The sequence below is a fragment of the Terrimicrobium sacchariphilum genome (assembly GCF_001613545.1).
GTDB lineage: Bacteria > Verrucomicrobiota > Verrucomicrobiia > Chthoniobacterales > Terrimicrobiaceae > Terrimicrobium > Terrimicrobium sacchariphilum.
Genome location: NZ_BDCO01000002.1, coordinates 478920 through 491844 on the forward strand (window position 1 = coordinate 478920; position 12925 = coordinate 491844).

Genomic DNA, 12925 nt, shown 5'->3' on the forward strand with positions numbered 1-12925 from the left:
TTTGTCTGATCCCATCCCCCCGCTTCGGACCAAGATTTGTGGCATCACGAATCTTGAGGACGCCATCATGGTGGCCTCCTGCGGTGCCGATGCCCTGGGGTTTAATTTTTTCACCCAGTCGAAGCGGTACATTGACCTCTCCGCCTCGCGGGGCTGGATCGCGGAGCTGGAGGGAAAAGTCGATCGCGTCGCGGTGGTGGTGAATGCCGAGCCGGAGGAGCTGAAGGCGATCCGCGAGAGCGGATGTTTTGAGTGGATTCAGTTTCATGGGGATGAAACTCCAGATTACTGCCGTGAGCACGGCGGAGAGCGCTGGATCCGGGCCATTCGCGTCAAGGATCAGCGGTCGCTGAGCCAGGCGAGCCGCTATGAGACGGCGTATATCCTTTTCGATGCGTGGTCGGAAACCGGCTACGGCGGCACGGGCGCCCGGCTGAACTGGGACATCGTGCGCGAGTATGTCGTCGCCAACAAGGACCGACACATCCTCCTGGCTGGCGGCCTGACTCCGCATAACATCCGCGATGCCGTGCGCATCGTGAGGCCGCATGCGGTCGATGTCGCCAGCGGCGTGGAGCTGGAGCCCCGGCGGAAGAACGAGTACCTCGTGCGCGAGTTTATCCGCCTCGCGGTGACGGCCTGAGACAATTCGGCGCAGACGCTGGCTTGCCAACCCCCCGGGGGGACTGATTGGATGGCGGCGTATGGGTAAATCTTACAAAATCGCCGTCCTTGCCGGCGATGGCATTGGCCCCGAGGTGATGGCGCAGGCCCTCCGCGTGCTGGCCGTGGTCGAGACGAAATTCTCGCTGAAATTTGAGTTTTTTGAACGTCTGGTCGGCGGAGCCGCCATTGACGGAGCTGGCAAAGCCCTGCCCGAGGAGACCCTCAAGACGTGTGAAGACTGCCAGGCCATCCTTTTCGGGTCTGTGGGCGGCCCCAAGTGGGAATCCCTGCCTCCGGCCGAGCAGCCGGAGCGAGGTGCCCTGCTGCCCCTGCGCAAGCATTTCGGACTTTTTGCGAACCTTCGCCCGGCGGTCTGTCTGCCGGAGTTGACCCATGCCTCGCCGTTGCACCCGACGATCGTCGAGGGCGGGTTTGACGTTCTCTGTGTCCGCGAACTCACCGGCGGTCTGTATTTCGGTGAGCCCAAGTACATTAAGCAGGAAGGCAATGAGCATTTCGCCGTCGATACGATGGTATACTGGGAGAGCGAAATCCGCCGCATTGCGAAGGTGGCCTTCGAAGCCGCCCGCCGCCGCAAGTCGCACGTCACCTCGATCGACAAGGCCAACGTGCTCCAGAACGGCGTCCTCTGGCGTCGTGTGGTGGACGAGGTAGGCAAGGATTACCCCGACGTGACCCTCGACCACCTGTATGTCGACAACGCCGCCATGCAACTCGTGCGCCGACCCAAGTTTTTTGACGTCGTTCTCGCCGAGAATCTCTTCGGAGACATCCTCAGCGACGAAATGGCCATGCTCACCGGTTCGCTGGGCATGCTCCCGAGCGCCAGCCTGGGCGAAACCCACGAGGGTTCCACCTCCCGGTTCGGCATGTACGAGCCGAGCGGCGGGTCCGCCCCCGACATCGCAGGCAAGGGCATTGCCAACCCGATCGCCCAGATCCTTTCCTCCGCCATGCTGCTCCGTTTCTCCTGTGGAGAAGAGGCTGCGGCTGCCGCCATCGAGGCTGCGGTGAAGAAGGTGATCGCCGACGGATTGCGCACCGCCGACATCCATACGCCGGGCACCACGAAGGTGGATACGGCGGGAATGGGGCAGGCGATCGCCGATGCCGTTGCGGTTGCGTAAGGAATGCCTTGACGCAGAACCTCCGCAACCCCAATTTTCGGCAACACTTACGGCGAGGGGTGTGCTCGGGCGATGAAAGCGCCCTGCGCCGTTGGCGTTCACCACTTTTTATATGTTTGATAACGTCCTCGGGTTTTTCTCCAATGACATCGGTATCGACCTCGGTACCGCCAACACCCTCGTTTACGTAAAGGACCACGGCATCGTTCTTCGTGAGCCTTCCGTGGTTGCTGTCCAGCAGGGCACCAAAAAGGTGCTCGCGGTCGGTGACGAGGCCAAGCGCATGCTGGGCCGTACCCCCGGCAACATCGTAGCCATCCGCCCGCTCAAGGACGGTGTGATCGCGGATTTCGAGATCACAGAGGCCATGTTGCGCCATTTCATCAGCAAGGTGCACAACCGCCGTCGCATGGTTCGTCCCCGGGTGGTGATCGCTGTCCCCAGCGGCATCACCGAGGTGGAGAAGCGCGCGGTAAAGGATTCCGCCACCCGCGCGGGCGCCCGTGAGGTTTACCTCATCGAGGAGCCCATGGCTGCGGCCATCGGCGTCGGCCTCCCGGTGCAGGACGCGGCGGGCAACATGATCATCGATATCGGCGGCGGCACCACCGAGGTGGCGCTCATCTCGCTCTCCGGCATCGTTTTCAGCCGCAGCGTGCGTGTGGCGGGCGACGAGCTCGACGAGTCGATCATCAACTACATGAAGCGGGCTTACAACCTCATGATCGGTGAGCGCACCGCTGAGGAGATCAAGATCAAGATCGGCTCCGCCTACAAGCTGGAGAAGGAGAACACGATGGAGGTCAAGGGTCGCGATCTCGTGGCTGGTCTGCCAAAAACCATCACCATCTCCTCGCAGGAAGTGCGCGAAGCGCTCCTGGAACCCATCTCGACGATCGTGGACTCCGTCCGCATCACGCTCGAGCGATGCCCTCCCGAGCTTTCCGCCGACCTTGTGGACCGCGGTCTCGTGCTTGCGGGTGGCGGCGCTTTGCTGCGCGGCCTGGACCGTCTCCTCCAGGAGGAGACCGGCCTGCCCGTGCATGTTGCCGAGGACCCGCTCAGCGCGGTGGCCGAGGGAACTGGCAAGGCGCTGGAGGAGCTCCGCTTCCTCCGCGCGGTGGCTTCTCACGAGCACACGGGTTCCCAGTCCTCGCACTAACGACCCCTTCGCTCCTGCGAGCGGACAGCCTGACATATCCCGGAAATTCGCCCGATGAATCGACTGCTTCTTGTTATCGTTTTCCTGATCGTGGCGGGAGCTGTGCTGCTCTCGACGCTTGGTTCCGATGCGATGCACAAGATGCAGTCTGGTTTCCTCGGCATCGTCGCTCCGTTTGTCAAAACCGGTTCCGCCGTGCAGCGGCAGATCGGTGAAATGGGCTCGGGGTTGAAGAACCTCGATGAACTGGAGGCCGAGTACAACAGGCTCACGGTGGAAAACCGGGAGCTGCGCACGGAGAATCAGCTGCTCCGTGACATCGAGGCCGAGAACAACAAGCTGCGCCAGGCGCTCGAGTATCGCGAGCGCTCGGTCTTCAAGCTGCTCCCGGCCCGGGTTATCTCGCGCGACGGGTCGACATGGTGGAGCACGATCAAGATCAACCGTGGCTTCGAGGATGGCGTCGAGGTGGACGAGCCTGTCTTGACTGATGCGGGCCTGGTCGGCAAGACGACCACGGTCGCAAAGAACGAGTCCATCGTCCTCCTCATCACCGACGAGACCTGCAAGGTCGCGGGCAAGGTGGAGGGGAGCCGGGAGCAGGGAATACTCTCGGGTGTGCGGGTGCAGCAGAGCGACACGCCCGGGCTGCTCCAGATGGATTTCCTTTCCAAGCAAGCCAACCTGCAGCCAGGCCAGAAGATTTACAGCGCCGGTGTCAGCAACGGCGTTTTCCCCTCGGGGATTCCCATCGGAGTCGTGAAAAGTTTCCAGGTGCGTGCGCTCGACGGGAGGGCTATCGTCGAACCCGCCGTGGATACTTCGATGGTCGAAGATGTCTTCGTAATCGTCGGAGCCAAATGAAGGACGTCCTGGGCGGCATCAGCTTCGCGATCTGCATCTTCCTGGCTCTCGTTGTCCAGGAGTTCATTCCTCCGGTGCGCATGCTCCTCGGGGCACATGTGCTGCTGGTGCCGACATTGTTTTGCCTGGCTGCCATTGCCTACTCCCCCTGGACGATGCTTTCGCTGGCGGTCTTCACCGGCTTCATCATGGATTTGATGAATCTCCATATCGTCGGGGGCCGGGTTGAAATCGCCCTCGGCTGGTCTATCGTCTATTTCGTGTTGCTGGGGCTTCTTTGTCATGGGTTTCAACCCGCGTTTCTCCGCGGCGGCTGGTGGATTCACACCTGCCTTTCCGTGGGGGGGACCTCGCTGTATCTCGCCTTGCAGTATGTGATGATCTGCTTCCGCAGGGAGGGAATCGTGCTGAACGAGATGGTCTTCTGGCGCATCGTGGGGCCGGGGCTCATCGCGGCAGCGCTTGCGCCGCTGATCTATCTGGCTTGGGAGTCGGTGCGACACTTCATCCCGGGCGAGTATGCTCGCGGTGATCGTTTTGGAGGTCGGGCATGAGGCGTACGGGACCAGCTCTGCGTTTTGTCTTTGTCGGAGTCGTCATCGTGCTGGCACTCTCCGCGCTGGTGGCCCGCCTTTGGATCGTCCAGATCGCTCATGGTGCGGAGTACACGGCGAAGACCGGGTCCACCTCGCGGGTGACGGTGCGCATTCCCGCCGTACGCGGTGAGATTCTCGACCGCAATGGCATCCCGCTGGTCCAGAACCGCGCCAGCTTTGACGTCGACTTTTACCTGCCCGACATGGTCTCGGCCTACCGGCGGACTCATAACAACCAGGTCCCCAAGGTGCGGTATCGCGGCACGGTGCGCAACATGCCCAAGGACATGGAGGAGGCCGACGTGGCGCGCATCGTCTCCGAGCAGATCATTCCCCGCCTGGAGGAGCTGGGTGTCGCTCAGGACTACAACGCCAAGCGCCTGCAGATCCACTTTCGGAACAAGAGTGAGATCCCGTTCAACTACATGCAGGATCTCGACTTCGAGAAGATGGCCGTGCTTTCCGAGAACAACCTCGGGCTGCCGGGCGTCAGCGTGACGAAAAAGCCCGTGCGGCAGTATGTCTATGGCTCGCTGGCCGCCCACCTGCTTGGTTACGTCGGCGCTCCCAACAATCTTGAGAAGCTGCCCGACATCAACAAGTACAAGTTTTACGAGCCGGATACCGAGGGCAAGGCCCAGATCGAACTCTTCATGAACGAGTACCTCAAGGGCACGGCGGGGGTGAAAATCCTCCAGCGTGACGCCAAGGGGCAGATCATGCGCAATGACGTGGAGATCGTGGAGCCGAAGCAGGGCGACAATGTCTACCTCACGATCGACGCTCGCATCCAATACATCGCGGAGAAGGCCCTCCGTGCTGTCGGTCGCGGCGCCGCCGTGGTGATCGACCCGAACAATGGCGACGTGCTCGCGATGGCTTCCGTGCCGTCCTACGATCCGAATAAATTCATCCCTTCCATCGCGGCGAAGGACTGGATCGAGCTGAACAAGGACGAGACCAATCCGATGCTCAACCGGGCCATCAGCGCTTACGCTCCGGGGTCCACCTACAAGGTCCCCATCGGCCTCGCCGGTCTCCGCGCCGGGGTGGGCGACAAGACATTTACCTGCTCGGGCGGCGTCACCTACGGCAATAAATACATGATGTGCTGGGTGACGCAGAAGCATCTCCCGCCGCACGGGACCCTGAGGCTCCCCGATGCGCTGAAATACTCCTGCAACGCCTTCTTCTACCAGTACGGCAATGCCGCCGGCATCGATAACATCGTGGCGATGGGCAACATGCTCGGCCTGGGGCAGAAGTCCGGCCTTCCACTTTCCGGAGAGATGGCTGGTGTATTGCCGGGTCCTGATTATCTGGCTCAGGTCAGCCCCAACGAGCGCTGGTCGAGCGGCTATACGGCCAATACCTCAATCGGCCAGGGCATGGTGCTGGCCTCGCCCATCCAGATGGCCATGATCGCAGCGACTGTGGCCAATGGCGGTACCTGTTATTACCCCCGTCTGATCGACAAGGTCGTCGCCCAGGACGGCAAGGTGGTCCTGCAGGAGCCTGCACGGGTGCGCACCGACCTGATCAAGGATGGCGGGCTGACCCGCGAGCAGATCGAGAAGGTCCGCCTCGGCATGGACAAGGTCGTTAACGAAGGCGGCGGCACTGCGGGCAAGGCCCGAATCAAAGGCGTCGAGGTCGCGGGCAAGACCGGCACCGCCCAGTTCTGGCGCAATGGCGTGAAGGACAACCACACGTGGTTCATCTGTTTTGCTCCCTACGAGGCTCCGAAGTACGCAGTGTGCGTGCTGGTGCAGGGCGCTCAATCTGGCGGCGGCGTGGCGGCTCCGATCGCGGCCAAGATCCTCGAGGACACCTTTGCCTTGGAGAAAACACCCGAGGCCCCGGCGGAACCCCCGGCCCCGGATGCCGCACCGACTCCCCCTCCGCCGCCTCTGGTGGCATGGCTCGATCCCGCCGTGGGAAATTTCAATCACGTCGACAGCGTCGATTTCGGGCGCGACATCCCGGCTGCCACGACGGTGACGGCCGACCAGGACACCGGCACGGGGGACAACACCTCGGGCGGCGGCCAGGAAAGTCAGGTCGCAGCGGCTCCGAGCGTACGTGATGAAGCGGATGAAGGCGGCCGCGTGCGCAATCGTCAAAACGCCAAGCCCTCGGGCTTGGAAAAATTCTTCAATTTCTTCCGCGGAGGGGACAAAAAGAAAAAGGAATCAAATCCTTCCCCCAATCGCAGTAGATGAACTCCCCCGGATCCCCCCTAATCACCCTTTCCTCCTACCGTGGAGACCAACCTCCGTTTTTTCATGATCGAAACAGTCAAAAGAATTTTGGGCCTAGGCAAGAAGACCACAGGAATTAAACTCATCGTCAACTGCGAGCGCCTCGAGAAACGGGTCGCTCTCCTCGAGGACAACCGCCTCGAGGAACTGACCACGGAACGCGAGTCCGACCGCAATATTGTCGGCGCGATCTACAAGGGCAAGGTGCGGAACATCGAGCCGGGCATCAAGGCGATGTTCGTCGATATCGGGTTTGAGAAAAACGCGTTCCTGCAATTCTGGGATGCCATCCCGGCGGCGCTCGACAGCGGCGTGGAAGCCGTGAGCCGAGGCGGTGGCAAGAACAACCAGAAGAAGCAGAAGATCACTCACAAGGATGTGCCGAACATTTACCCGGTCGGCTCGGATATCCTCGTGCAGGTGAAAAAAGGCCCGATCGGAACGAAGGGACCCCGCATCACCACCGATGTGAGCCTCGCCGGTCGCTATCTCGTGCTCATGCCGTTCAATGAGCAGTGCGGTATCTCGCGCAAGATCGATGATCCCAAGGAGCGCGAGCGCCTGCGCAAGATCCTGCAGGAGCTCGATATCCCCGAGGGCATGGGCGTCATCATGCGCACCGTGGGCCAGGGGCAGCGCGCCCGCTATTTTGTTCGTGACCTCAGCCTGCTCCTGGAGCAGTGGGCGGAGATTCAGCGCGGCATGGAGGAGCTTCCGGCTCCGGCCTGCCTGTATGCCGAGAGCGACCTCATTGATCGCACCGTGCGCGACTTTCTCACCGACGATGTGGATTCCATCATGGTCGATGACCAGAAGGCGTTTGAACGGATGCAGAATCTCGTCGGCCAGATCTCCAAGCGCGCCCGCAAGCGCGTGCAGCTCTACACGGGCACTCAGCCGATCTTCGATTGCTTCGGAGTTCAGTCCCAGATCGACGCGGCCTTTCACCGTCAGGTCTGGCTGCCCTGCGGCGGCTACATCGTGATCGACGAAACCGAGGCGCTCATCGCGGTCGACGTGAATACGGGCCGCAACAAGGGATCGAAGGATATGGAGAAAACCATCCTCCAGACCAACCTTGAGGCGGCGGACGAGATTTGCCGCCAGATGCGCCTGCGCAATATCGGCGGCATCATCATTGCGGACTTCATCGACATGAAGAGCCGCAAGGACCAGCAGTCCGTCTACCAGCGCATCAAGGAGCGCCTGAAGCGCGACAAGGCCCGCACCCACGTGCTTCCGATTTCGCAGCTCGGTCTCATGGAGATGACCCGTCAGCGTGCGGCGGAAAGCCTCGCCAGCACGCAGTTCGTGCCGTGCCCGCATTGCGGCGGCAAGGGCGTGATCAAGAGTCCCATGACGATGAGTGTCGAGCTTCAGCGCGCCCTGCACACCGTGATGCGGCAGAACCAGGAGAGCGTGCATGAGATCAAGGTCATCGTGCATCCCGACCTGCTCAACCGCCTGCGCAACGAGGACGAGGAGCATCTCGTCGACATCGAGCGCCGCTACGCCGGTCGCCTCAGCTTCCGTGCCGATCCGACGTTCCATCCGGAGAAGTTTGTCATCACCAACGCTGTCACCGGCGCCGAGATCAAGGCGTAGCCGGAAGTCATCGATCGTCTTTATTCCGGACGGGCAGGCATCGCGCCTGCCCGTTTTGTTTTCCGCAAATAGCCATTGACCGGGGTCGTTTTCGGTCTAATAGTTCAAAAATCCTGAACAATAGGATTAACTAATAAAAACCATGTCAAAACTCGACGGAAAAATCGCAGTGGTCACGGGCGGCAGCAGCGGCATTGGCCTCGCCATCGCGCAGAAGTTTGTGGAAGAGGGCGCCTATGTCTTCATCACCGGCCGCAGGCCGGCGGAACTCGAGAAGGCCGTGGCGGCCATCGGCAAAAACGTTACCGCCGTGCAGAGCGATGTCGCAAAGCTCGAGGATCTCGACCGCCTCTATGAGCAGGTGAAAGCCGAGAAAGGTGCGCTGGACATCATTGTCGCCAATGCCGGAATCGCGGAGTTTGCTCCTCTGGGCGAGATAACGGTGGAGCACTATGACAAGATCTTCGACATCAATGTCCGGGGAGTTCTCTTCACCACGCAAAAGGCGCTGCCCCTCCTGAGGGATGGCGGGTCAATCGTGGTGGTGGCGTCCGTCGTGCAGTACCTCGGCTTCCCCGGGGCGACGGTGTATTCCGCCACCAAGGCGGCGGTACGTTCGTTTGTCCGTACCTGGGCGGCGGAGTTGAAGGGCCGCGGCATTCGTGTCAACAGTCTCAGCCCGGGACCGATCGACACGCCGATCCTCGATGGGCAGCACAAGAGCAAGGAAGATGCCGACGCCACGAAGGCCGGTCTCGCGCAGATGGTGCCCCTCGGCCGACTTGGACGTTCGGAGGAGATTGCCGCAGCGGCGCTGTTTCTCGCGTCGAGCGACAGCAGCTATTCCACTGGCATCGATCTGCTCTCCGACGGCGGCATGGCCGATATTTAACTCAAACCCAAAACGGGGAGAGCCGTCCGTTAACGCGGGCGGCTCTTTTCCGCGACGGACTTCTTTTTGGGTTCGGACGGGACGTTCTGAACCGATTCGCCGACCTTGAGGCCATAGGCGACGAGGACGGCGCGAATCAAATCGCCAAACCGTTCCTTCAGGTCGCCGCAGCGGCTGACGTTGCGCAGTTCGACGCCCTTGCGTTCGCTGCGGATGAGGCCCGCCTCGCGCAGGATCTTGAAATGCTGGCAGAGGGTGGACTTGGGAAGCTTGTGGTTTTTGAGGGTGAGGAAATTCGAGCAGGTGGGAGCTTCCTCGGAACACGAAATCTCCGAGTAAATCTGGGCCCGGATCGGGTCCGAGAGGGCGTAGAGAATACCCTCCGTCGAGATGTCCTCCTTCGAGGGATGGTACAGCGGTCTCATGGGTAACTGATTTTTAGGATACGACGAATTTGACAAAGCGTCCAATAGTTTATAAATATTGAACTATTGAACTTACTGCCTGATTCCAGGCGAAACCGATTATGTGGATTGTCCGACTGGCATTGAACCGGCCCTACACCTTTGTGGTGATGGCCGTCCTGATTCTCCTGGCTGGCGTTGCGTCCTTCGTGCGCACGCCGAAGGATATTTTCCCGCAGATCGACATCCCGGTGATCAGCGTGATCTGGACCTACAACGGGCTGAGCGCGGAGGAGTTTGAAAAGCAGATCACGGTTTACTCCGAGTATTCGCTCTCGGCCAACGTGAACGACCTCGAGCGTATCGAGTCTCAGACGCTCGATGGCGTGGGCATCATCAAGCTGTACTTCCATCCTGGAGCGAAGGTGGAGCGCGGTCTCGCGCAGGCCACAGCGGTGAGCCAGGCCATCCTGCGACGCATGCCTCCGGGGGTGCAGCCGCCGATCATCCTGCGCTACGCGGCGGATTCCGTGCCCATCATCCAGATGAGCCTCAGCAGCGACACGTTGAGCGAGGCGGAGCTTTATACCTACGGCATTTTCCGCATCCGCCAGCAGCTTGCGACGATCAACGGCCTTACGCTGCCCGCGCCATTCGGTGGCAAGGTGAGGCAGGTGATGGTCGATCTCGATCCCGCGAAGCTCCAGGCGCGAGGCCTCTCCGCCCGCGATGTGAACAACGCGATCAACGTTCAGAATCTCACCCTGCCCAGCGGCGCGGCCCGCCTCGGCGACACGGAATACCGGGTGAAGATGAACAACTCTCCCGACACTCTGGAGATGCTCAACAACCTGCCGATCAAACGGGAGAACGGCGTGGTGACCTATGTGCGCGACGTGGCGCATGTGCACGATGGCTTCGAAGTGCAGCAGAATATCGTGCGTGCCGATGGCAAGAGAGCCGTGCTTTTGCAAATCTTGAAGAATGGCTCAAGCTCCACCCTCGACATCATTAAGGGCGTGAAGGAAAAGCTGCCGCAAATCCAGGCGGCGGCTCCTCCGGGAATGAAGATCGAGCTGCTGGCTGACCAGTCCATTTTCGTTGAAGCCGCGCTGGATGGCGTGGTGCATGAGGGACTCATCGCGGCAGCGCTCACGGCGACTTTTATCCTGCTCTTCCTCGGGAGCTGGCGGAGCACGCTCATTGTGGCGCTGTCGATTCCGCTGAGCATCCTGTCCTCGCTGACGCTGCTGAGTTTGATGGGGTATTCGCTGAACGTCATGACGCTCGGCGGCCTCGCTCTCGCCATCGGCATCCTGGTTGATGAAGCGACGATCACGATCGAGAACATTCACCGCCATATCGAGCTGGGCCGTCCCTTGCGGGAGGCGGTGCTGGAGGGCTCGCGCGAGATCGCGCTCCCGGCGCTCGTCTCCGCTCTCGCAATCAGCATCGTCTTCGTGCCGGTGATGTTTCTGGTCGGCCCGGCGAAGTACCTCTTCACCCCGATGGCGCTGGCCGTGGTCTTTTCCATCCTCTCCAGCTATGTGCTGAGCCGCACGCTGGTGCCGGTGCTGGCGGATTACATTCTGCGCTTCGAGCCGCATGGCGCTCCAGCGAGGCCCAATCTCTTTCAGCGTTTCCAAGCAGGATTCATCGGCGGGTTCGAGAAACTCCACGCGCGGTATCTCGGCGCACTGGGCTGGGCGCTGGCACATCGCGCCTCGGTCTTCCTGCTCTTTGGCATCCTTATTGGTAGCGCCTTCCTCGCGTTCCCCTGGGTGGGCCGGGACTTCTTTCCCACCGTGGATGCCGGGCAGTTCCGCCTGCACGTGCGGGCAGCCACCGGTACTCGCATCGAGAAGACCGAGACCATTTTCAGCGAAGTGGAAGACGAGATCCGCCGCATCATTCCGGCGAATGAGATCAAGCTGATCCTCGATAACTTCGGCGTCGTCTCGGAGAAATACAGCCTGGCCTTTGGCGACAACTCAACCATCGGTTCGCACGACGGCGAGATCATCGTGCAGCTCAACCACGAGCGCACCAAAACCACGCCGGAGTATATGGAAGAGGTGCGCCGGGGGTTGAAGGAGCGGTTTCCTGATCTCACCTTCTTCTTCCAGCCCGCCGACATTGTTTCGCAGATCCTGAACTTCGGTCTGCCCGCGCCGATCGATGTGAAGGTGTCGGGCTATGACAAGGCCAACAACTACGCCGTGGCTCAGGAAATACGCGACCGGATGGCCGCCATTCCCGGAGCGAAGGACGTGTATGTCCACCAGTCGTTTGACGCGCCCGCGCTGTTCCTGAATATCGACCGCACGCTCCTCGCTTCCGAGGGACTCGACCAGCGAGACATCGCGCAGGACGTGCTGGTGAGCCTGAGCAGCAGCACGCAGGTGACGCCAAACTACTGGGTCGATCCCGTGTACGGCATCCCATTCCTGGTCGCGGTGCAGACGCCTCCGCGCTTGATCTCGTCGGTCAATGAACTCCTGAACACCCCCGTTTCGGGACGCGTCGCCGAGGAAAGCGGATCAGGCAGCCAGTTGCTGGCGAACCTTGCCCGCGTCTCTCGCGCCCGCACCCAGAGCGTGGTGAATCACTACAACATCCAGCCCGTCTTCGATGTCTTCGCCAATGTCTCCCACCGCGATCTCGGCGGTGTTTCCGAAGAGGTCGACAGGATCGTCGCGGACGCCCGGCAAAAGCTCGCTCCCGGCAACACCATTTCCGTGCGCGGCCAGGTCGATAGCATGAATACGACCTTTCTCCGCATGGGTCTCGGCGTGATCGTCAGCGCACTGCTCGTCTATTTCCTGCTGGTGGTGAATTTCCAGAGCTGGAGCGATCCCTTCATCATTACGATGGCGCTGCCGGGAGCTTTTGCCGGCATCGTGTGGGGACTGTTTCTGACGGGAACCACCTTCAGTGTGCCGAGCCTGATGGGCGCGATCATGACCATTGGCGTGGCCACGGCGAACAGCATTCTCATGGTGACCTTTGCCAACGAGCGCCTCGCGGCGGGATTAAGCCCGATTGCCGCGGCGATGGACGCTGGAGCCACCCGCTTGCGCCCCGTGCTCATGACGGCGGGAGCGATGATCATCGGCATGTTCCCGATGGCCCTCGGTCTCGGCGAGGGCGGCGAGCAAAACGCCCCGCTCGGCCGCGCCGTGATCGGTGGCCTCATCGTGGCGACCTTCACCACCCTGCTTTTCGTGCCCGTGGTCTTCAGCCTGCTGCGCCGCAAACCCAATCCCTACCTCCAGACGCAAACCGCCGAGCCTCCGGTTGCCGGATCGCTCGCGCCTGCCCACTAAT

The 12925-nt window shown here is 61.2% G+C and carries 10 protein-coding genes; 9 read left to right on the forward strand and 1 reads right to left on the reverse strand.

Annotated elements, in window-relative coordinates; translation table 11 throughout:
- Position 1: 1 nt before the first annotated feature.
- The 8 genes from TSACC_RS02935 (at position 2) to TSACC_RS02970 (ending at position 9194) form a co-directional block, all read left to right on the forward strand.
- Positions 2-643, forward strand: a complete 642-nt coding sequence (locus TSACC_RS02935) for a phosphoribosylanthranilate isomerase (RefSeq protein ID WP_237763893.1) — start codon at positions 2-4, stop codon at positions 641-643.
- Between the two features lie 61 nt (positions 644-704).
- Entirely contained in the window at positions 705-1814 is a 1110-nt protein-coding gene (gene leuB, locus TSACC_RS02940) for a 3-isopropylmalate dehydrogenase (RefSeq protein WP_075077904.1), read from the forward strand.
- 112 nt (positions 1815-1926) lie between these two features.
- Positions 1927-2976 (forward strand): rod shape-determining protein, encoded by a 1050-nt coding sequence (locus tag TSACC_RS02945; protein ID WP_075077905.1) that lies wholly within the window; start codon positions 1927-1929, stop codon positions 2974-2976.
- Between the two features lie 54 nt (positions 2977-3030).
- Positions 3031-3840 carry a rod shape-determining protein MreC gene (gene mreC / locus TSACC_RS02950; protein ID WP_075077906.1) on the forward strand — a complete coding sequence of 270 codons (810 nt, stop codon included), beginning with the start codon at positions 3031-3033 and terminating at the stop codon, positions 3838-3840.
- Complete coding sequence (locus TSACC_RS02955) at positions 3837-4394, forward strand: hypothetical protein (RefSeq protein WP_075077907.1); 558 nt, start codon at positions 3837-3839, stop codon at positions 4392-4394. Before mreC ends, TSACC_RS02955 begins: the two co-directional genes overlap by 4 nt.
- A complete protein-coding gene (gene mrdA, locus TSACC_RS02960; protein WP_075077908.1) occupies positions 4391-6658 on the forward strand; it encodes a penicillin-binding protein 2 in 2268 nt (755 codons plus the stop codon). Before TSACC_RS02955 ends, mrdA begins: the two co-directional genes overlap by 4 nt.
- A gap of 63 nt (positions 6659-6721) precedes the next feature.
- Positions 6722-8302 carry an Rne/Rng family ribonuclease gene (locus TSACC_RS02965; RefSeq protein WP_075080556.1) on the forward strand — a complete coding sequence of 527 codons (1581 nt, stop codon included), beginning with the start codon at positions 6722-6724 and terminating at the stop codon, positions 8300-8302.
- 142 nt (positions 8303-8444) lie between these two features.
- Positions 8445-9194: an SDR family NAD(P)-dependent oxidoreductase gene (locus TSACC_RS02970; protein WP_075077909.1), complete on the forward strand. Its 750-nt coding sequence runs from the start codon at positions 8445-8447 to the stop codon at positions 9192-9194.
- A 29-nt stretch (positions 9195-9223) separates the two neighbouring features.
- Here TSACC_RS02970 and TSACC_RS02975 read toward each other — a convergent pair whose 3' ends face one another.
- The gene (locus tag TSACC_RS02975; RefSeq protein ID WP_075077910.1) at positions 9224-9619 is read right to left on the reverse strand and encodes an ArsR/SmtB family transcription factor; all 396 of its coding nucleotides are present in this window, start codon (positions 9617-9619) and stop codon (positions 9224-9226) included.
- Positions 9620-9720: 101 nt separating this feature from the next.
- Here TSACC_RS02975 and TSACC_RS02980 point away from each other — a divergent pair, with 101 nt between their 5' ends.
- Positions 9721-12924 (forward strand): efflux RND transporter permease subunit, encoded by a 3204-nt coding sequence (locus TSACC_RS02980; RefSeq protein WP_075077911.1) that lies wholly within the window; start codon positions 9721-9723, stop codon positions 12922-12924.
- Position 12925 lies beyond the last annotated feature (1 nt).